At 74.2% G+C, this 20,201-nt stretch carries 15 protein-coding genes; 8 read left to right on the plus strand and 7 right to left on the minus strand.

Features of this window, described 5'->3' with window-relative positions; translation table 11 throughout:
• Window positions 1–123: 123 nt before the first annotated feature.
• Window positions 124–1,422 carry a cytochrome P450 gene (locus ACFP3R_RS05975; RefSeq protein WP_380633606.1) on the minus strand — a complete coding sequence of 433 codons (1,299 nt, stop codon included), beginning with the start codon at window positions 1,420–1,422 and terminating at the stop codon, window positions 124–126.
• A 107-nt stretch (window positions 1,423–1,529) separates the two neighbouring features.
• A complete protein-coding gene (locus ACFP3R_RS05980; RefSeq protein WP_380633607.1) occupies window positions 1,530–2,702 on the minus strand; it encodes a cytochrome P450 family protein in 1,173 nt (390 codons plus the stop codon).
• A gap of 91 nt (window positions 2,703–2,793) precedes the next feature.
• Here ACFP3R_RS05980 and ACFP3R_RS05985 point away from each other — a divergent pair, with 91 nt between their 5' ends.
• Window positions 2,794–3,864, plus strand: coding sequence for a TetR/AcrR family transcriptional regulator (locus ACFP3R_RS05985; RefSeq protein ID WP_380633608.1), 1,071 nt, complete (start codon window positions 2,794–2,796; stop codon window positions 3,862–3,864).
• Window positions 3,865–3,898: 34 nt separating this feature from the next.
• Here the strand turns inward: ACFP3R_RS05985 and ACFP3R_RS05990 are convergent, their stop codons facing one another.
• Genes ACFP3R_RS05990 through ACFP3R_RS06000 form a run of 3 tightly spaced genes read right to left on the minus strand, consistent with a single transcriptional unit; the run spans window position 3,899 to window position 6,252 of the window.
• Window positions 3,899–4,459: an acyl-CoA thioesterase gene (locus ACFP3R_RS05990; protein ID WP_380633609.1), complete on the minus strand. Its 561-nt coding sequence runs from the start codon at window positions 4,457–4,459 to the stop codon at window positions 3,899–3,901.
• Window positions 4,460–4,469: 10 nt separating this feature from the next.
• On the minus strand, window positions 4,470–5,642 hold the full coding sequence (locus ACFP3R_RS05995; protein ID WP_380633611.1) for an MFS transporter: 1,173 nt from the start codon (window positions 5,640–5,642) through the stop codon (window positions 4,470–4,472).
• Between the two features lie 13 nt (window positions 5,643–5,655).
• Window positions 5,656–6,252: a TetR/AcrR family transcriptional regulator gene (locus ACFP3R_RS06000; RefSeq protein ID WP_380633613.1), complete on the minus strand. Its 597-nt coding sequence runs from the start codon at window positions 6,250–6,252 to the stop codon at window positions 5,656–5,658.
• Between the two features lie 127 nt (window positions 6,253–6,379).
• On the opposite strand from ACFP3R_RS06000, the gene ACFP3R_RS06005 reads away from it, so the two are divergent.
• The 5 genes from ACFP3R_RS06005 to egtD all read left to right on the plus strand — a co-directional run bounded on the left by ACFP3R_RS06005 (window position 6,380) and on the right by egtD (window position 11,805).
• On the plus strand, window positions 6,380–7,036 hold the full coding sequence (locus ACFP3R_RS06005; RefSeq protein WP_380633615.1) for a Scr1 family TA system antitoxin-like transcriptional regulator: 657 nt from the start codon (window positions 6,380–6,382) through the stop codon (window positions 7,034–7,036).
• A 447-nt stretch (window positions 7,037–7,483) separates the two neighbouring features.
• Window positions 7,484–8,644, plus strand: coding sequence for a glutamate-cysteine ligase family protein (locus ACFP3R_RS06010; RefSeq protein WP_465269983.1), 1,161 nt, complete (start codon window positions 7,484–7,486; stop codon window positions 8,642–8,644).
• Window positions 8,641–10,074, plus strand: coding sequence for an ergothioneine biosynthesis protein EgtB (gene egtB, locus ACFP3R_RS06015; RefSeq protein WP_380633617.1), 1,434 nt, complete (start codon window positions 8,641–8,643; stop codon window positions 10,072–10,074). The genes ACFP3R_RS06010 and egtB overlap by 4 nt, the downstream gene beginning before the upstream one ends.
• 1 nt (window position 10,075) lies before the next feature.
• Entirely contained in the window at window positions 10,076–10,834 is a 759-nt protein-coding gene (gene egtC / locus ACFP3R_RS06020; protein ID WP_380633619.1) for an ergothioneine biosynthesis protein EgtC, read from the plus strand.
• A complete protein-coding gene (gene egtD / locus ACFP3R_RS06025) occupies window positions 10,831–11,805 on the plus strand; it encodes an L-histidine N(alpha)-methyltransferase (RefSeq protein WP_380633621.1) in 975 nt (324 codons plus the stop codon). Before egtC ends, egtD begins: the two co-directional genes overlap by 4 nt.
• 190 nt (window positions 11,806–11,995) lie before the next feature.
• Here egtD and ACFP3R_RS06030 read toward each other — a convergent pair whose 3' ends face one another.
• Entirely contained in the window at window positions 11,996–13,093 is a 1,098-nt protein-coding gene (locus ACFP3R_RS06030) for a DUF4037 domain-containing protein (RefSeq protein WP_380633622.1), read from the minus strand.
• Between the two features lie 111 nt (window positions 13,094–13,204).
• On the opposite strand from ACFP3R_RS06030, the gene ACFP3R_RS06035 reads away from it, so the two are divergent.
• Window positions 13,205–14,800, plus strand: a complete 1,596-nt coding sequence (locus ACFP3R_RS06035) for an alpha/beta fold hydrolase (protein WP_380633624.1) — start codon at window positions 13,205–13,207, stop codon at window positions 14,798–14,800.
• 170 nt (window positions 14,801–14,970) lie between these two features.
• Window positions 14,971–17,679: a TIM-barrel domain-containing protein gene (locus ACFP3R_RS06040; RefSeq protein ID WP_380633626.1), complete on the plus strand. Its 2,709-nt coding sequence runs from the start codon at window positions 14,971–14,973 to the stop codon at window positions 17,677–17,679.
• A 73-nt stretch (window positions 17,680–17,752) separates the two neighbouring features.
• On the opposite strand, the gene ACFP3R_RS06045 is transcribed toward ACFP3R_RS06040, so the two are convergent.
• On the minus strand, window positions 17,753–19,951 hold the full coding sequence (locus tag ACFP3R_RS06045; RefSeq protein WP_380633627.1) for a pectate lyase family protein: 2,199 nt from the start codon (window positions 19,949–19,951) through the stop codon (window positions 17,753–17,755).
• Between the last annotated feature and the right edge of the window lie 250 nt (window positions 19,952–20,201).

The following is a 20,201-nucleotide window of genomic DNA, read 5'->3' on the forward strand; positions in this document are numbered from 1 at the left end:
CCCGCGACCGGCGCCCGGACCGGGGGTGCGGCTCTCCGCACCCGCGCGGGAATGCGAGCGACCCGCCGCGGCGGCGGTGCGGCGGGTCGCTCGCCCCACCAGCATGCACCAAGGTGCTGAAGCTCAGCTGATGGTTTCCACCATCGTGTGTCGTTTTTTCACCCCATTCGTTACCGGGAAGCGCGCCGGACCCCGGATGGCCCGCGACGGCCGCCGGACCACGGGGCCCGCCGCGCGCAGGTCCGGGAAGCGGCGGAACAGGCCGCGCAGGGCGGCGGCCGCCTCCATCCGGGCCAGGCCGGCGCCCAGGCAGTAGTGGATGCCGGAGGAGAACGACAGGTGCTCGCGCGCCTCCGGCCTGCCGGGCGTGAAGCGGTGCGGGTCGGCGAACACCCCCGGGTCCCGGTTCGCGCCCCCGATCAGCATCATGATCGGCGTGCCGCCGGGCACCCGCGTGCCGGCGACCTCGGTCGTCGCGAACGGCACCCGCACCGCGTACTGCACCGGCGGGTCGAGGCGCAGCGTCTCCTCCACCACGGCCTCCGCGTACGAGGGGTCGTCGAGCAGGCGCTCGCGCACCTCCGGGTGGCCCAGCACGGCCAGCACCGCGTTGCCGATCAGGTTGACCGTCGTCTCGAACCCGGCCACCAGCAGCAGTTCCGTGGTGGCGATCAGGTCGTCGCGGCTCAGGTCCTCGTTCGCGACCAGGGCCGACACGACGTCGTCCGGGCCCGGCTCGCGCCGCCGGTGCTCGACCAGGTCGTCCAGGAACTCCTGGAACTCCCGCAGGCCCTGGTGCAGCGCCCGCATCTCGCCGAGGTCGCGCACCCCGTCGATGGCGTTGACCAGCGCCCTGGCCCACCGGGCGAACGCGGTGTGGTCCGCGTTGGGCACGCCGAGCAGGTCCGCGATGACCTGGATCGGCACCCGCCCGGCGAAGTCGCGCACCAGGTCGAAGGTCGGCCGCCCGGCCACCTCGTCCAGGTAGTCCTCGACCACGCGCTCCACGGTGGCGGTCTGGGCCCGCAGCCCGCGCGGCGTGAACCACGGCGCGACCAGCCGCCGCATCCGGGTGTGCTCCGGCGGGTTGAGCACCAGGAACGACTCCTCGACCGGGTTCACCAGCCGGCGTCCGCCGACGTGGGCCGACGAGTCCACGGGTGACAGCGCGTTCGGGGCCAGCACGCCGAAGCCGGGGTCGCGCAGCAGCGAGGTGCTCAGCGCGTGGGAGGCGGTCAGGTGCAGCCCCATCCGGCTCTTCACCAGCACGCCGCGCCGGCGCACCCGCTCGTACTCCGGGTAGGGGTCGCGGGTCGGGTCCACCCCGAACAACCGGCCGGCGGGGTCGCCGAGGAGGGCTTGTAATCGCATGACGTTGCGGCCCGCGAACAGCAGGGCCGCGTTCTTCACCGTGGACGGCATGTGACCACACTGGACCGGGCGCGGTGCGGTTTCAAGGAAGGGGCCGGTCCGGCGGGTCGGTCACCCCTCGGGGTGGGGCCGGCCGGGCGGCCCCACCCCGCCGCCGGTCAGCGCCGGACGACCAGCGACGCCAGCCGCCACGTGCCGCCGTCGGGGATGGGCTCGGGCCGCTGCGCCAGGGCCAGGTCCGGGAACCTCCGCAGCACGGCCGCGAGCGCCACCTCGGTCTGCACCCGCGCGAACGCCGCCCCCAGGCAGAAGTGCGGCCCGTGCGAGAACCCGAGGTGCCCGACGGCGGGCGGGCGCGTGACGTCCAGCCGGTCCGGGTCGTCGAACGCGCGCGGGTCGCGGTTGGCCGACACGATGGCCGCCGTCACCGCCTGGCCCGCGCCGATCACCACGCCGCCGATCGACACCTCCTCCCGCGTGTACCGGGGCGTGGTGAGCAGCTGCGGCCCGGCCCACCGCGTCAGCTCCTCCACCGCGCGCGGCAGCAGGGCGGGGTCGGCGCGCAGCGCGGCCAGCTGGTCGGGGTGGTCCAGCAGCGCCACCAGGCCGTTGGTGACGAGGTTCGTCGGCGTCTGCCCGGCCAGCACCAGGTGCCACACCAGGGTGACCAGCTCGACCTCGGAGAGCCGGTCGCCGTCCTCCGCCCTGGCCCGCAGCAGTTCGGAGATCAGGTCGTCGCCCGGTTCGGCCGCGCGCCGCGCCACGGCCGCCCGCGCGTCCGCGATGATCCCGGGGATCGCCGCGACGAACGCCCCGCCGTGACCCGCCGCCACGGCCGCGCCGTGCTCGCGCCACCGCGCCCGGTCGCCCGGCGGGATGCCGACCAGCTCGCAGATCACCTCCATCGGCAGCGGCCGGGCGAAGTGCTCGTGCAGGTCGACGGTGTCGCCGGCCGGCAGCGCGTCGAGCATCGCCTCCACGGTCGCCTCGACCGGCGAGCGCAGCGCCGCCGCCCGGCGGGCGGTGAACGCGGGCGCGGCCAGCCTGCGCAGCCTGGTGTGCTCGGGCCCGTCGATCTCGGCCATCGTGCGCAGGTACGGCAGGCAGTCCTCCGGGATGCCCGGCAGGCGCAGGAAGCTGGCGGAGTTGACCTCGAAGCGCGGGTCGCCCAGCACCACCCGGGCGTCCGCGTGCCGGGTGACGATCCACAGCGTGCCGAGGCCGGGCAGCGACATCCGCGCCACGGGTGACTCCTCGCGGGCCCGGCCGTAGGCGGTGAAGGGGTCGAGCAGCACCGCCGGGTCGGCGGGGTTCAGCTCGGGGACGGTCATCGGCAACTCCAGATGTTGAGATCAGATGTTCCTGTCATCTGAGTGGCGCACGGTATCTTGATCGCGCGGCGCGGGGCAAACGGGGAGCGTGATGATGCGTCTGAGCAGGGCGGAGCTCCAGGAGCGCAACCGCGCGCGGGTACTGGCCGCGGCGCGCGCCGAGTTCGCCGAGCGCGGTTTCCGGGACGCGAAGGTCGACGGAATCGCCCAGCGCGCCGAGCTGACCCGCGGTGCGGTCTACTCGAACTTCCCGGGCAAGCGCGCGCTGTACTTCGCCGTGCTGGCCGACCTGGTGGAGCGCGCGCCCGTGCCGCCGAACCCCCAGCTGGGCACCGACCTCCGCACCGCACTGGGCGCGCTGGCGCGCGCGTGGGTCACCTCACCCGCGTTCGACCCGCTGCACCGCGACTTCCCCGCCGAGGTGGCCGCCGAGGAGGGCACCCGGCGCCCGTTCACCCAGCTGCTCAAGCTCGACGCGCTGCTGCTCGGCCTTGCCGTGGAGCGCCTTGCCGTGGAGCGCCCGACCCCGGCCGGCGCCCGGTCCGGCGGGCCGCCGAGGCGGATGGTCCGCGTCGCGGAGACCGTGCTGACCGCCCTGCACGGCGCGAGCGGGCTGGCCGCCGCCGCGCCCGGCTTCGGCGAGCAGTTCGACGTGATCAGCGCCTGCGAGCGGTTGGCGGGCCTGGACCTGAGCGACTGGTGGCCGTCGCCCGAGCACCCGCCGGTGCGGGTGGAGGACGCGCCGTGGCGACCGCCGACCGCGGTGGACCTGGTGCGCGCCGCGCCGGTTCCGCCGGACGGGGACGGGGTGGTCGTCGTGCTCGGGCTCAACCGCCTGGCCGCCGCGGAGGAGGCGGTGCGGACCGGTGGGCCCGTCACGGTCGTCGCGGTCACCGGGGAGCCGGGGGAGCTGGCGCCGCTGGTCCGGCTCGTGGTGGGGCAGCTGTGCGGGTGCCTGCGGCAGGCGTTCCCGGTGGGGGCGTGGCCGGGTGTGCGGGTCGTGTGCGACGACGACGGCGTGCTGGCGGCCGCGGCGGGGGTGCCGGCGGTCAGCGACGAGACGGAGGTCGCGGTCCGCGTCCGGGGTGGTCGGGTGGTGGCTCGTGCCGAGGGGGCCGGTGCCGGGCACGCGGTGGGTGTCGGGGTGCGCGCGGAGGTCTGAGGTGACCGGTGGCCGGGTCGGGGTCCGGCCTGGATCAGGTGCGGGGCGTGGGCACGGATTCGGCGGCGGGGTTCGGGGCGGCCGGGTTGTGGGTGGCGGGGTTGTGGGTGGCGGGGTTGTGGGTGGCGGGGTTTCGGGCGGCCGGGGTCCGGGCGCCCGTCGGCCTGGCGGTCCGGCTCGGCGCGGGCCTGCGCTCCAGCACCCGGCGGAAGTCGTCCGGGATCGGGGTGCTGCGCAGCTCCGGGGTCCCGAAGGAGACGTAGCGGTTCCAGCCGGTGGCGACCGGCGTGCCGTCCACGTCCGCGTCGAACCCCATGGTCAGCGTCGTGGTGCCGAGCGTGCGCACCCGCACGCCGATCCGGATCAGGTCGTCGAACCGGGCCGGGCCCAGGTAGCGGATGGACGTCTCCGACACCACGAAGTCGACGCCGTGCTTCTCCAACTCCTTGTAGGAGCCCAGCAGGGACCGCAGCGCCTCGACCATCGCGGCCTCGAAGAAGACTGGGTAGCGGGAGGCGTGCACGATCCCCTGGCGGTCGCAGTCGACCGGGCGCACCCGCACCCGGTGCACGTGGGCAGCTCGCGGGTCGGCCATGCCGGAGATCCTATGGGGTAGTAGGGCGGTCGCGCGGGGACCTCGCGGCGATCGCGCCGAGTGGCGCGGCCACCAGCTCGCAGCCCGCCACCAGCAAGATCACCGAAACGGGTGCCCACCCCCACACCTCCACGAGCGTGCCGCCGGCCGCCGCGCCGAGCGAGAACGCGCCGATCTTGAGGCTCGCCCCGGTGGTCGAGACCTGCCCGAGCAGCGGGCCCGGCGTGTACCGCTGCCGGGCGGTGATGGTGGCGGGCAGCGTCGGTCCCTGCGCCATACCGCTGAGCAGGACCACCCCGAGCAGCGCGGTGAACCCGCCGGCCAGCGGCCACAGCAGCAGCGTGACCCCGTAGAGCGCGACCGTCGTGAAGACCACGCGTTCGGGTCGCCACCCCGGCAGCCGGCGCCGCACCGCCAGGACGCCCACGACGCAGCCCACTTCGAGCACCGCCCAGGCGATCCCGGTCGCGTCCCGGCCCGCCCCCAGGTCCTCCAGGTGGAACGGCAGCGTGGTGAACACCAGGCCGGACGCGCCGTAGCCGAGCACCGACGCGGTCGTCGCGCCGCGCAGCGGGGGAGTGGCCGCCAGGTGCCGCAGCCCGCGCCGCACGGCGGTCCACAGCGACGGGTGCGCGTCCGCCGGGTGCGGCGGCACCCGCAGTGCCGCCGTGCACAGCGCGCCCACCAGCGACAGCGCGCCGATCACGGCCACCGCCGTCGCCGGTGACGCGGCCGCGCCCAGCACGCCCGCCAGCGCCGGGCCGCCGATCGCGGCGGTGTTGAACAGCAGCGCGTCCTGGGAGGTCGCCCGGTTCAGGTCCACCCGCCCCGCCGCGGCGAGCCGAGGCACCAGGCTGGTGAACCCGCCGCTGGTCATGGGCAGCGTGATGCCCGCGACGAAGGCGGGCGCGGGCAGCAGCGCCGCCGGGGCGGCGAGCATGGCCAGGGCCATCGCCGCGAGCACGACCTGGTTGCCCACCAGCAGGAGCACGGGGCGGCGGGCCCGGTCGAGCCACGCGCCGAGCAGCGGCCCGGACACCACCGACGGCACGGTGTAGGCGGCGACCACCAGGCCGGAGAGCAGTTCGGAGCCCGTGCGCGAGGCGACCAGCAGCAGCACCGCCACGCCCACCATCTCGTCCGCGAGGCGGGCGAGACCCGCCGACAGCAGGTACCGGGTCACCGGGCGTGCCGGGTCACCCGGTGCGGCGGTGCCGGCGGACGCTCTCCTCGACCAGGTCGAGCACGGGTTCCAGGTCGTCCGCGGGCAGGCCCATGGCCAGGTGCGAGACCAGGCCCTCCAGCACCAGCTCCAGGAACGACGTCAGCACGTCCACGTCCACGTCGTCGCGCAGGTTGCCGGCCTCCCGCTGGCGCTCCAGGCGCTGCCGGGTGGCGTCGGTGAGCTGCCGCGACCGCTCGGCCCAGCGCGCCCGGAACTCGGGGTCCGTGCGCAGCCGCCGCGACACCTCCAGCCGGGTGCCCAGCCAGTCCGCCGGGTGCTCGGCGTCGCCGGTGGGCGCGGGCGCGGACAGCAGGTCGCGCATCACCTGCACCAGGCCCTGCTCGGCGACGACCTCCGCCATGCGCAGCGCGTCGTCCTCGGCGAGGGCGAGGAAGAGGGATTCCTTGTCGCGGAAGTGGTGGAAGATCGCGCCCCTGGAGAGGCCGGTAGCCTCCTCCAGGCGGCGCACGGTCGCGCCCTCGTAGCCGAAGCGCGCGAAACACGTACGCGCGCCGTCCAGGATCTGGCGGCGGCGGGCGTCGAGGTGGTCCTGGCTCACCCTGGGCACCGGTCGATGTTGCCAGGGTGGCCCGGCGAAATCCAATCAGTACGTACGGCTTGAGCAGGTCCACTTTGGGGTGTACTTGTCGATCAGGGGTCGAAACACCTGGTCAGGACCACTACGGTGGGGTGGTGTGACCGCAGGTGAGGGCATCCGGCCGCTGTCGCGGACCGCGGCGGTCCTGGGGTGGCCCGCGCGTCGACCGTCCACGCAGGACCGCGGCCGTCGCGGGCCGGACCTGATCGACCTCCTCGGACTGGTCGGGTCGGGGGTCGCCGCGCCCGCCGGGGTGGAGCTGGTGGTGTTCGAGACGCTGTGCGTGCCGGAGCCGCTGCGCACCCCGGCCTACGCCGCCGCGCTCGGCGAGGAGCGCGGGGGCGTGGTGCCCGCCGGGCGGTTCTTCGTGCACGAGGCGGCGCTGCACGCGCGGGTCGGTGATGCCGGGGTGCTGGCCGAGCAGTGGCGGGCGGTGGCGGACCGGGAGGACGTGGTGGTGCGGCTCGTGCCGTTCGCGGCGGGGCACGCCGGGGTGCTGCGGGCGCCGTTCGCGCTGCCGGTGGGGGTGCACCCGGGGGACCTGCTCGACCGGATCGCGCTCGACGTGCCGTCGTCGCGGGCGGCGTTCCGGCGGAGGGCCGAGGTCTGGGGTGGGGAAGTGCGGGGTGGGGCACGGCGGGGTGGGGCACGGCGGGGCGGGGAGGCGCGGGGCGGGGAGGCGCGGGGCGAGGCGCGAGACGGGGAGGCGCGAGACGGGGAGGCGCGGCGGGCCGGGGTTGGCTGGGGTGGTTGAAGGCGGGGCTCCGGGAGGCGGGCCCTTGAGGGCGGCCCCCAAGGGAGGGCTGTCCAAGGGCGGGCCCTGGGGCGGGCTGTCCTGGGGCGGGCTGTCCTGGGGCGGGCTGTCCTGGGGTGGCACCCCAGGGGTGGCACCCCAGGGGTGGGCTGCCCAAGGGCGGGCTTCGGGCAGGTGAGCCATCCGGCAGGTGAGCCGCTCCGCAAGGCCGCGCGGCCGCGAAGATCCGCCCACCACCCGCTGTCCGCGAGGTGAACACCCTGCTCACAGGGTGGACACCGGGCAACAGCGGGGGTTTGGGACTGCTGTGTTTGTCGGTACCCCGGTGTAGCGTCGAGCAGACGAGGATCATCACCGGGAGTGCGCAAATTGACTGCTGTCCGTAACGCCCCTGCGGAGGGGCCCGTCCCCGCGGTCTTCCGGGACCGAGCGGAGGCCGAAGCCTACGTGGCCTCGGTCTGCTTCAAGCACGGACCTCCGAGGCTGCTCGGAGTCGAACTGGAATGGACCGTCCACCACGTCGAAGACCCTTACCGCCCGCTGGACGCCGCCGCCCTCGCGACCGCGCTCGGCGAGCACGCCCCACCCGCCCTCGTCCCGGACAGCCCCCGGCGACCGCTCCCCTCCGGAACCCCGTTGACGGTGGAGCCCGGCGGTCAGGTGGAGATCTCCACCCCGCCCCGCGAATCGCTGAGCGACCTCCTCAAGGTCGTCGCCGCCGACGTCGACCACCTCCAGCGCCTGCTCGAACCGGCCGGCCTGCGCCTGGGTAGCCGGGGCGCCGACCCGTTCCGCCCGCCCCACCGGCTGCTCCGGGTGCCCCGCTACGCGGCCATGGAGCAGGCGTTCGCCCCGTTCGGCCCCGAGGGCATCACGATGATGTGCAGCACCGCCGGCCTCCAGGTCTGCCTGGACTTCGGCCTGCTGGAGGACCTGCCGAAGCGGTGGGCCGCGGTGCACGCGCTCGGGCCCGTCCTCAACGCCCTGTTCGCCAACTCGCCCGGCGTGGCCGGCCGGCGCACGGACTGGGCCAGCGCCCGGATGCGCTCGCTCTACGCCACCGACCCCGTGCGCACCCGCCCCGCGGCGGTGTGCGCCGACCCGGCCGCCGCGTGGGCGCGGCGCGTGCTCGACGCGCCGGTCATCGTGGTCCGCCGACCGGGGCCGGACTGGACGCCGCCGCGCCCGCTGACCTTCGCGGACTGGGTCGCGGGCGGGTTGGACCGGCCGCCGACGCCGGACGACCTGGACTACCACATGAGCCTCCAGTTCCCGCCGGTGCGCCCTCGTGGGTACGTGGAGGTCCGGTACCTGGACACGCCGTCGGACGGTGGCTGGGTGCCGCCCGTGGTGCTCATGGCCGCGCTGTTCAGCACGGCCGAGGTGGTCGACGCCACGCTGGCCGCCACCGAGACGGCCGCGGGCCGCTGGCTCGCCGCCGCCCGCTACGGGCTGCACGACCCGGTGCTGGCCCGCGCCGCGCGCGACGTGGTCGAACTGGGGTGCGCCGCGCTGACGAACACCGACGTGTCGGCCGAACAGGCCGACGCGATCGCGGAGGAGCTGCACCGCACGCTCGACGAGAAGACGCCAGGGGGGCGTTCATGACCGGCACGGACAGGACCGGCACGGACAGGACCGGCACCACCACCACCGACACCACCACCACCACGGGCACCACCACCACCACGGGCACCACCACCACGGCAGGCCCCGGCGGGGACCGGTCCGCCGCCGAGCGCCTGCGCGACCACGTCGCCACCCAGCTCACCAGGGCGCGCGAGCGCAGCGCGCTGCTCACCGGCGCCGTCGACGACCACGACCTGGTGCGCCAGCACTCCAGGCTGATGTCGCCGCTGGTGTGGGACCTCGCGCACATCGGCAACCAGGAGGAGCTGTGGCTCGTCCGCGACGTGGGCGGCCGGGAGCCGGTCCGCGCGGACATCGACGAGCTGTACGACGCGTTCAAGCACGCCAGGTCCTCCCGCCCGGAGCTGCCGCTGCTCGGTCCGGCGGAGGCCCGCCGGTACGTGGCCGAGGTCCGAGACAAGGTCCTCGACGTGCTGGAGCGCACCCCGCTGGAGGGCCGCCGGCTCCTCGACGGCGGGTTCGCGTTCGGCATGGTCGTGCAGCACGAGCAGCAGCACGGCGAGACCATGCTGGCCACGCACCAGTTGCGCGTCGGGGACCCGGTGCTCGACGCGCCGCCACCGCCGCCCGGCGGCCCGGTCGGGCCCGCCGAGGTGCTGGTGCCCGGCGGCCCGTTCACCATGGGCACCTCCACCGAGGCGTGGGCGCTGGACAACGAGCGCCCCGCGCACCAGGTGGTCACCGACCCGTTCTTCATCGACACCACCCCGGTCACCAACGGCGCCTACCTGGAGTTCATCGCCGACGGCGGCTACGCCGACCCGCGCTGGTGGAGCGAGGCGGGCTGGGCCCACGTGCGCGAGGCCGGCCTGGTCGCGCCCCGCTCCTGGCAGCGACAGGGCGACCGGTGGCACCGCACCGCGTTCGGCGTGACCGCGCCGCTCGACCCGGACCAGCCGGTGGTGCACGTCTGCTTCCACGAGGCCGAGGCGTACGCGAGGTGGGCGGGCAAGCGGCTGCCCACCGAGGTCGAGTGGGAGAAGGCGGCCCGGTTCGACCCGGCCACCGGCCGGTCCCGCCGCTACCCGTGGGGCGACGAGGAGCCGACCGAGCGGCACGCGAACCTCGGCCAGCGGCACCTGTCGCCCGCCCCGGTCGGCGCGTACCCGGCGGGCGCCTCGCCGCTGGGCGTGCACCAGCTGATCGGCGACGTGTGGGAGTGGACCAGCTCGGACTTCCGGGGCTACGCCGGGTTCGAGGTGTTCCCGTACGCCGAGTACTCGCAGGTGTTCTTCGGCCCCGACCACCGGGTGCTGCGCGGCGGGTCGTTCGGCACGGACCCGGCCGCGGTGCGCGCCACGTTCCGCAACTGGGACTACCCCATCCGGCGGCAGGTCTTCGCCGGCTTCCGCTGCGCGCGGGACGCGGGCCGGGACGAATCGACCTGAGGTGTGCCGCCACCTGGGTTACCTGGGTCCCGCCGTGCCCCTCGCCGCGCTGGTGCACGACCCGCCGCACTCGCTGGAGCGGCAGTCGTACGCGCCGGCGGACATGCGCGGCGGTGGCACGGTCAACGCGGACGGCTACGGGGTGGGCTGGTACCCCGCGCCGGGCGGTCCGGCGGTGCGCTACCGCCGGGCGGGCGCGATCTGGTCGGACGAGAACCTGGCCCGGTTGAGCCGGGTCGTGGTGTCCGGCGCGGTGCTGGCCGCGGTCCGGTCGGCGACGGTGGGGATGCCCGTGGTGGACACCGCGTGCGCGCCGTTCACCGACGGGCGGTGGCTGTTCAGCCACAACGGCCGCGTCGCGGACTGGCCGGGGTCCGTGGTGGACCTCGCGGGGGCGCTGCCGACCGAGGCGTTGCTGACCCTGGACGCGCCGACGGACTCGGCGCTGCTGTGGGCGCTGGTGCGGGCCCGGCTCGACGCGGGCGCCGAGCCGGCGGCGGCGCTGGCCGACGTGGTGTCCGAGGTGGCCGCCGCCGCCCCGGGCTCCCGGCTGAACCTGCTGCTCACCGACGGGACCGTGCTCGCCGGCACGACGTGGACCCACTCGCTGTGGGTGCGCGCGGGCGGCGGCGCGGTGACGTTGGCCTCCGAGCCGCTCGACGACGACCCGGACTGGCGGGAACTGCCCGACGGCCGCGCGGTCACGGCGGATGTGACCGGTGTGTCCGTTGTGGACATCAAGGGAATGGGACGAGGATGACCGAGCCTGTGCTGGACGTGCACCTGACCCCGGAGGACGCGGCGCTCGCGCTGCGGGCCGAGGCGAGGGCGGGCCTGACCGCGCGGCCGAAGTGGGTGTCGCCGAAGTGGTTCTACGACGCGGTCGGCAGCGAGCTGTTCGAGGAGATCACCCGGCTGCCCGAGTACTACCCGACCCGGGCCGAGCGGGAGATCCTGGTGGCGCGGGCCGACGAGATCGCCCGCACGACCGGCGCCCGCGCCCTGGTGGAGCTGGGCTCCGGCTCGTCGGAGAAGACCCGGCTGCTGCTCACCGCGCTGCGCGGGCACGGCACGCTGGAGGAGTTCGTGCCGCTGGACGTGTCGTCGTCGGCGCTGGTCGAGGCGGCGCGGGCGATCCTGGCCGACTACCCGGGCCTGCGCGTGCACGGCGTGGTCGGCGACTTCACCGAGCACCTGGGCCTGCTGCCGGGCGCGCCGCCGCGGCTGGTGGCGTTCCTGGGCGGCACGATCGGCAACCTCATCCCCGAGGAGCGCGACAAGTTCCTCAGCTCGGTGCGGGAGGTGCTGGGCGCGGGGGAGTGGCTGCTGCTCGGCACCGACCTGGTGAAGGAGCCGGACGTGCTCGTGCGCGCCTACGACGACGCGCGCGGGGTGACGGCGGAGTTCAACCGCAACGTGCTGCGGGTGGTGAACCGCGAGCTGGGCGCGGACCTCGACCCGGCCGACTTCGCGCACGTCGCGCTGTGGAACGCCGAGGAGGAGTGGATCGAGATGCGGCTGCGGGCGCTGCGGCCGGTGCGGTCGCACGTGGCGGCGCTGGGTCTGGACGTGGAGTTCGCGGAGGGTGAGGAGCTGCGGACGGAGGTGTCGACGAAGTTCCGGCGCGCGGGGGTGGAGCGGGAGCTGGCCGCGGCGGGCTTCGAGCTGCACCGGTGGTGGACCGACGAGGAGGGGCGGTTCGCGCTGAGCCTGGCCCGCGCGGCCGGGTAGGCGGGGGGTGCTCGGCCGGTCGTGGGGCGGTCGAGCACCCCGCCCCGCCTCGGCCCCGCGACAAGCACCCCGCAGCCGTGAGCCCGCGGGGTGAGGGCGCGCGGGGTGAGGGCGCGCGGGGACCGCGCGGTCGGACGGGTGAGGTCCGGCCGGTCGCGCCGTCAGTGCCCGCCGTCAGTGCCCCGCGCCGTCAGTGCGCCGCGACCGCCCGGAACGCCAGGCCGCGCAACCGGGCCGGGTGGCTGAGCACGTCGGTGCTGTCCACGAACTGGTCCACCGCCCCCACCAGCGGCAGCGCGGCCACCTCCGGGTCGGTCACCGCGGCGGCCAGCGCCCGGGTGAACCGGTCCGCGCGCAGCACCCGGAACGGCCGGTCGTGGTACCACCGGACCGCCGGGTCGACCGGCTCGGCCAGCCCCAACCCGTCGCACACCCGCGCCACGTGCTCGTAGGCCACCACCAGGTGCTCCTCCCGCTCGCGCCAGTTCCCGGCGGCCAGCACCGCCCGCAGCACCGGCACCAGCTCGGCGTACCGGGCGAACGCGCTGCCCAGCCACTTGGAGTAGGGCGGGTACCGGCGGTCCAGCAGCAGCCGCAGCCGCATCAGGTCGCGCACCAGCCGGGCCGCCACCACGGCCGACCCCAGCTCGTCGCCGACCTCGCCGCACCGGCCGACGAACGCCTCCTCCTGCGAGATCCGCAGCCACTGGCAGGCCAGCACGTGCCGCCACACGTCGTCGGGGTACCAGCGCAGCTCGGCGCGGGCCGGGGTGAGCTGCCCGAGCCCGTCGTGGAACACCGCGCCCGCCGTGGTCTCCAGCAGCCGCTGGGTGGGCGCCGCGAGCCAGTCCGCCGCGGTGACGCCCGCGCGGGGGTCGAAGCCCAGCTGCCGGTCGAACCAACTGCCCAGGTCGGTGATCTCCACCCGGTGGTCCACCGGCCCCGAGGTGGGCGCCATCACGCCGGCGGCCTCGTCCCCGGTGGTGCCGTCCCCGGTGGTCGCGAAGTGCGTCGGCCACCCGAGGAAAATCTTGGGCAGGTGCTCCGCCAGCGCGGCCCGGACGTCGTCGGCCCTGGTGTCCTCCGGGTCCAGGAACAGCTGGAGGCGCGGCCCCCACTCGTGGTCCGCCGATCGGGTGGTGTCGAAGCCCAGCACCTCCGAACCGGAGCCGATCCGGGCCGCGCTGTGCGGCACCGGGCCGAAGTGCTCGTGGACCAGCGGTTCGACCGCTTCCCGGTAGAACCGCTCGGACAGCTCCAGGCCGGGAAGGAACCGATCGGCGGCCACGAATCCTCCGTTCTGCGGGTATTGCTCGACACGATCGGGTGAGAGCCTCGCGCGATGGCGTCGCGGTGTCTCTGAGGGGCGACGCCGAGTGAACAGAGGGAGCGCTACCCCATGCAACTCCGATACAGAGCGCTGGTCCTGACCTTAGCCGCGGGCACCGCGGTCTCGGGTCTGGTCGGAACCGGTTCCGCCGCCGCCCGGGAAGCGCAGGGCGCCACCCCGGTCGAGTGGTCGACCTGCGCGGCCGACGTGCTCGCCGAGATCCCCGAGGCCCAGCGGACCAAGGTCAGCTGCGCCAACCACCCCGTGCCGCTGGACCACCGCAGGCCGGGCGGCCCCAAGATCACCGTGGCGCTGATGAAGCGCCCCGCCGACGACCAGGCGAACAAGGTCGGCTCGCTGTTCCTCAACCCCGGCGGCCCCGGCGGCGCCGGGCTCATCTACTCCGCCTACGGCAGCTCCTTCTTCCAGCCGGGGGTGATGGAGCGGTTCGACCTGATCGGGTTCGACCCGCGCGGCGTGGGCCGCAGCTCGCCGCTGCGCTGCTTCGAGACGCTGGAGGAGGCCGAGGAGGTCTTCGGCCGGATGTCCGCGATCCCGCTGACGCGGACCCAGATCCGCGACACCACGGTTGCCACCGAGGACTACACCGACGCGTGCGCGCGCACCGCCGGCCCCCTGCTGGACCACATGTCGACCGAGGCCGTGGTCCGCGACCTCGACCTGCTGCGGCAGGGCGTGGGCGACCGGCAGCTGAACTTCGTCGGCTTCTCCTACGGCACGCTGATCGGCGCCACCTACGCCAACATGTTCCCGTCGAAGTCCCGGGCCCTGGTGCTGGACGGCAACGTCGACCCGGCGCTGCGCACCACCAACGGCGCCGAGTACGACCGGCAGCGCGCGCAGGGCTTCGAACTGGCGCTGGACGCCTTCCTCAAGCGCTGCGACGCCGAGGGCGACAGGTGCGCCTACAGCGAGGGCAACCCGCGGGCCAAGTTCGACGAGGTCCGCGACCACCTGCGCACCCGGTCGATCACCCTGCCGTCCGGTCAGGTCGTGACCTACGACGGCTACGTGGGCCGCGTGTCCAGTGACCTGTACGCGCCGACCCGCTTCAAGGCGCTGGCCGCGTGGTTGCAGGCCGTCTACGCGGTGCTGCACCCGGAGGCCGCGCCGTTCTCGGCCCAGGCGCAGGTCGACGAGCTGCCGCCGCTGGCCAACCGGCGCGGCCTGGCCGACGTCCGGCCGCTGCCCACCGCGGACACCCCGTACGAGTTCGACGACTCGTACTACGGCGTCAACTGCTCGGACAAGCCCTTCCCGCGCATCCCCCAGCTGTACCCGGCGGTGGCCGCCGCGTGGGAGCGGGAGTCGCCGACCTTCGGCCGCTCGCAGGCCACCTCCGACCTGCTGACCTGCGCGACGTGGCCGGTGCCGCGGCCCGACCGCTACGCCGGCCCGTGGGGCAAGCGCACCCCGAACCCGGTCGTCGTGGTGGGCAACTACTACGACCCGGCCACGCAGCACAAGTTCTCCCAGCGCATGGCCCGCCAGCTGGGCAACGCGCGGCTGCTCAGCGTGGACGCGTTCGGGCACTGCATCCTGGGCGACAGCGCGGGCGTGGACACCCTGGTGACCGACTACCTGGTGAACCTCAAGGCCCCGGCCAACGGCCAGGTCTTCCAGCCCAACGCCCAGCCCTTCTAGCCCGTCCCCGGTGGTTCCCCGGTGCGGTCGTCGCGTTCGCGGCGGCCGCACCGGCGCGTTCCCCGCGGGTAGGGTCGGCCACGCCGGTCCCACCCGCGGGCAACCTCCCGCGGTGCTCGGCGTCCACCTCGGTGGAGAACCGACCGCACCACCCCGGGGAGCCCCGTTCCATGTCCAAGCGCGTACTGGTGCTGCTCGCGGTCGTCCTCGCCGCGGTCCTCGTGGTGGTGCTCGCGGTGGTGTTCCGGGACCGGGAGGAGCACCCCGGCGCGGTGGTGGACGGCCAGGTCCGGTTCCAGGTCCTGACGCCCACCCTGATCCGCGCGGAGTACGCCGAGGACGGGGAGTTCGAGGACCGGCCCACCTACAACGCGGTCAACCGCGGCCTGGCCACCACCGCGTTCACCACCGAGGAGGTCGACGGCTCCCTGGTGATCCGCACGGACCGGCTGACGCTGCGCTACCGGCAGGGCTCGGGCCGGTTCGGGCCGGACAACCTCCGGGTCGAGCTGGACGCGGGCGGCGAGGCGGTCACCGCCCGCCCGACGTGGGGTCAGCCCGGCGAGTGCGGCCTGGGCCTGGTGTGCGAGGCCGAGACCATGCTCGCGCTGGAGGGCGCGCAGGGCGTGCGCGACGCCGACGGGTACACCGGTCCCGGCTACGTCGCGGACCTGACCGCGCCGGGCGCCGGGGTCGAGTGGAGCCAGCGGGAGGTCACCGCGGCGGGCGAGCACCGGGTCCACCTCCGCTACCGCGCGGACCGCGCCCAGGAGCTGGTCGTGCGGGCCGGTGACCGGGAGCAGGCGGTCGCGCTGGAGCCGACCGGCGGCGAGTGGGCCGAGGCGGGCGCCGTGCTGACCCTGCCCGCCGGCAGGACACCGCTGTCCCTGCGCTGCCCCGACGGCGGCTGCGACGCCGCGGTCGACCACGTGGCCGTCACCCCGCCCGGCGACGGCTTCCCCGAGCACACCGGGGCCGAGCACGCGGCCGCCAACCTCGGCGGCTGGCGGCGCAGCCTCGACTACGTCGACCAGCCGCGCTCGCTGCCGGTGATGATGTACGAGGGGCTGCTCAGCCGGGACGGCTGGTACCTGCTCGACGACAGCGGGACCGCCATCGCGAACCCCGACGGCACGACCACGCCCCGGGCCGAGCGCGACGGCTACCAGGACGGCTACCTCTTCGGCTACGGCCACGACTACCGCCAGGGGCTGCGCGACCTCAGGGACCTGACCGGGCCGCCGGTGATGCTGCCGCGCCAGGCGTTCGGCAACTGGTACTCCCGCTACGCCGCCCACGACCAGGACCACTACCGCGACGAGCTGCTGCCCGCGTTCGAGGCGGCGGGCGTCCCGCTGGACGTGCTGGTGGTGGACACCGACTTCAAGAGCCCCAACAAGTGGAACGGCTGGAACTGGGACGAGTCGCTGTTCCCCGACCCGGACGGGTTCTTCCGCTGGGCCGAGGAGCAGGGCCTGCGGGTGGCGCTCAACATCCACCCCAGCATCGACGCGAACGACCCCCGGTACGCGGAGGCCGTGCGCACCGCGGGCGGGGAACTGGCGCCCGGCGAGTGCGGCATGGGCGGCGACATGGACTGCCGGGTGTTCGACCTGAGCGACCCGCGCCAGCGCCAGGCGTACTTCGACCTGCACCGGGAGTTCGAGGAGCTGGAGCCGGAGCTGCTGTGGTGGCTCGACTCGTGCTGCGACGGCAGCGCGTTCCGGCCCGAGGGCATCTCCCCGGACAGCGCCTTCAACGCCGAGTACGTCCGCCGCGCCGAGCAGCGGGGCCTGCGCGGCTTCTCCTGGAACCGCAGCGGCGGCGGCTACAACGGCTACGGCGGCAACCAGGTCTACCCGGCCGGGCCGTGGGCCGAGCACCGCTACACCGTCGACACGTCGATGGACACCTCCTCCACCTGGGAGCTGCTCGCGTTCGCCTCGGAGTACACGAGCAGCCGCGGCAACATCGGGATGCCGTACCAGTCCCACGACATCGGCGGCCACAACTACGCGGGCAACCCGGACAACCGGCTCCCCGACGACCTCTACGCCCGCTGGGTGCAGTTCGGCGCCTTCCAGCCGCTGCTGCGGCTGCACTCCAACCACGGCTACCGGCTGCCGTGGGAGTACCCGGGGGTCGAGGAGGCGGCGGTGAGGTTCCTCAAGCTGCGCAAGGCGCTGCTGCCGTACACCTACACGGTGGCGCGGCAGGCGCACGACACGGGCCTGCCGATGAACCGGCCCCTCTACCTCGACCACCCGGGGCACCCGGAGGCGTACGAGCACCCGTCGCAGTTCATGTTCGGCGATGACGTGCTGGTGGCGCCGGTGACCTCGCCGGGGACCGAGGACGTGCCCACGGAGCTGTGGGTGCCGCCGGGCACGTGGGTGGACTACTTCACCGGCGAGACCGTTACCGGGCCGACCACGACCACGGTGACCTCGGACCTCGACACCATGCCGGTGTTCCTGCGGGTCGGCGGCATCCTGCCCACCAGCGCCGACGACACCTCCAACGCCCGGGAGCAGGTCGGGGACCTGGTCCTGGACGTGGTCGCCGGCGCCTCGGGCTCCTTCGAGCTGTACGAGGACGAGGGGGAGGGCCTGGGGTACCGGCGGGGCGAGTCCGCCCGCACCGCGATCCGCTACTCCGAGGAGGACGGCTCGGTGACCGTCGAGCCGCGCGCCGGGTCGTTCGCGGGCGCGCCGGCCGAGCGGACGTGGACGGTGCGGCTGCGCGGCGTGGCCGAGCCGACGCGGTTGGCGGTCAACGGCGCGGACGCCCCGGGGTGGGAGTACGACGCCGAGAGCCGCACGCTGACCGTCACCGCGACCTCGCCCGCCGACCGGGAGCTGACCGTCACCACGCGGTGAGGGTCGGCTCCCGGCACGCACGCGACGCGGGCCGCCCCGGGGGTGGGACGGCCCGCACGCGGTCCGGAGCGGGTCAGATCTTGCCCGTGCCCGCGCCCTGGGTCACGATGGCCTTGACGTCGGCCGCCGGGGCCGCGGTGTACCGGTAGTAGTTGGCCGGGTTCTCGACCGAGCCGCCCACCACGGGGTCGCCGGACTCACCCGTGTAGTGGTTGTTCCGCTCGACGATGCTGCCCTTCGGGCCCGCGTAGCTGGTGGTCATGGGCTCCTCGACGTCCTCGAAGTAGTTGCCCTCGACCCAGCAGCCCGCCTGCTGCTGGCAGGCCACGCCGACGTCGCTGTTGTCGTAGAAGTAGTTGTTGAGCACGTGCACCGGGTTGCCGAAGCGGACGCGCGGGTTGCGCTGCGGCGTCTTGTCGAACCAGTTGTGGTGGTAGGTGACCTTCAGGTACCCGGTGTCCTGCGCGCCGTTGTCGTCGTCGTGGCCCAGCAGCATGTTCTTGGTGTGGTTGTGGGTGTGGTTCCACGAGATCGTCACGTAGCTGGACCCGCGCTTGACGTCGATCAGGCCGTCCTTGCCCGCGGACAGGTCGTTGTGGTCGATCCAGACGTGGTGGGAGAACATCTGGACGTTGATCGAGTCGTCGTTGGCGTTGCGGAACACCATGTTGCGGATGATCACGTTGTGCACCGCGTTGGCCGGGGGCGAGGTGACCTCGCTGACCGGCAGGCCGACGTTGAGGCCGCCGCCGGTGATGCCGGAGCTCGCGCCCACGCCGATGATCGTCTTGTCCGAGGACACGTCGTACATGCCCGCCGGCAGGGTGATCAGGCCCTGCACCCTCACCACGCGCGGGCCGTCGGCCTTGATGTTGGCGATGAAGTCGGCGGCGTTGGTGACGGTGACCTCGGGGCCGCCCGCGCCGCCGGTGGTGCCGTTCTGGCCCAGGGCGTTGACCGACGCGAAGCCCACCGGGCCGTCGGTCGGCTGCCCGCCGCCCTGGTCGGGGGTCCGCACGGTGACCGCGCCGGACGGCGACGAGGCGTTGCCCGCCGCGTCCCCGGCCACCACGTAGAAGGTGTAGTCGGTGGCCGGGCTCAGGCCGGTCACGGTGAACGAGGTGCCGGTGGCGGTGCCGACCCGCACGTCGGTCGCGCCGGCCTCGCGGTAGACGGTGTAGCCGGAGACGCCGACGTTGTCGGTGGCGGCGTTCCAGGCGAGCGCCACGCTGGTCGCCGAGGTGCCGCTGGAGCGCAGGCCGGACGGCGCGGCGGGCGGCGTGGTGTCGGGGACGGGCGAGCCCAGCCTGCCCACGCCCGCGCCGGCGCGGACCTTGGCCGGCACGGTGTTCGGGTCGTCCACGGTGTAGGCGTAGTACGTGCGGGGCTCGGTGACCGCCCCGTCCGACTCGGGCACGCCGGAGTTCACGTAGACGTTGTTGCGCTCCACCAGCCGACCGGGGTCGGACTCGAAGATCTGGACCTTCGTCGGCGAGGCGACGTTCTCGAAGTAGTTGCCCTCGACCAGCACGCCCGCGTCCATCGCGGTGGCCGCGCCGTAGGAGTCGGTGCCCCGGACGTCCCGGTAGTAGTTGTTGAACACGTGCACCGGGTCGGCGAAGCGGACGCGCGGGTTGCGCTCCGCGGTGCCGTCGAAGAAGTTATGGTGGTAGGTGACGCGGAGTTTGCCGTCGTCCTGTCCGCCGTTGCCGTCGGAGTGGCCGACCAGCGAGTTCTTCTGCTGGTCGTGGAAGTGGTTCCAGGAGACGGTGACGTAGTCGGAACCGCGTTTGACGTCCAGCGCGCCGTCGTAGGCGCCGGACAGGTCGTTGTGGTCGACCCAGACGTGGTGCGCGCCGTCGGTGATGTTGATCGCGTCGTCGTTGGCGCCGGTGAAGGTCAGGTTCCGGATGATCACGTTGTGCGTGCCGTCGACGTCGAGGCCGCCGCCGGTGATCCGGCCGCCGGTGCCCACGCCGATGATCGTCTTGTCGGACTCGACGTCGAGCATCCCGCTGATCTGGATGGTGCCGCTGACCTGGATGACCACCGGGTCGGTCCGCTCGACCGCGGCCTCGAACTGGCTGCGGCTGGTGACCGTCACGGTCTGGCCGCCCGCGCCGCCGGTGGTGCCGTTCTGCCCCAGGGCGTTGACGGAGGCGAAACCGATCGGGGACGCCTCGGCCGCTGCCGCCGGTGTGGTCGCGACGACGGCTGACGTGAATCCGCCGATGAGCGTCGCGGATAACGCGAGCGCGGTTGTTCTCCTCACGAAGTCCTCCGTTGGACTCGGCCGACAGCGTTGTCGGCGGTGCGCGGGTGGGAACGGTGGCGGCGTTCTCCTCTCCAGCAATAGGGGGTCGTGTTCGGATATGTCAAAAAGATTCACATGCGTGTACCCGTTCGACGATTTCGATTGATTTCGACTGGCTGTTCGATTGTCATTCCAGCGGGCGTGGCATGGTTCACGTGGTTGAACGGCTGTTTCGCCCGCGATGATCACCCCCCGGCGTGTGGGCCGA

Source organism: Saccharothrix lopnurensis (assembly GCF_042658445.1).
Lineage (GTDB): Bacteria > Actinomycetota > Actinomycetes > Mycobacteriales > Pseudonocardiaceae > Actinosynnema > Actinosynnema lopnurensis.

Bases quoted from the DNA above. Each gene is read 5' to 3' on its own strand.
- ACFP3R_RS05975 (WP_380633606.1), bottom strand. From the start codon at position 1,422: ATGCCGTCCACGGTGAAGAACGCGGCCCTGCTGTTCGCGGGCCGCAAC.
- ACFP3R_RS05980 (WP_380633607.1), bottom strand. From the start codon at position 2,702: ATGACCGTCCCCGAGCTGAACCCCGCCGACCCGGCGGTGCTGCTCGAC.
- ACFP3R_RS05985 (WP_380633608.1), top strand. From the start codon at position 2,794: ATGATGCGTCTGAGCAGGGCGGAGCTCCAGGAGCGCAACCGCGCGCGG.
- ACFP3R_RS05990 (WP_380633609.1), bottom strand. From the start codon at position 4,459: ATGGCCGACCCGCGAGCTGCCCACGTGCACCGGGTGCGGGTGCGCCCG.
- egtB (WP_380633617.1), top strand. From the start codon at position 8,641: ATGACCGGCACGGACAGGACCGGCACGGACAGGACCGGCACCACCACC.
- egtD (WP_380633621.1), top strand. From the start codon at position 10,831: ATGACCGAGCCTGTGCTGGACGTGCACCTGACCCCGGAGGACGCGGCG.
- ACFP3R_RS06035 (WP_380633624.1), top strand. From the start codon at position 13,205: ATGCAACTCCGATACAGAGCGCTGGTCCTGACCTTAGCCGCGGGCACC.
- ACFP3R_RS06040 (WP_380633626.1), top strand. From the start codon at position 14,971: ATGTCCAAGCGCGTACTGGTGCTGCTCGCGGTCGTCCTCGCCGCGGTC.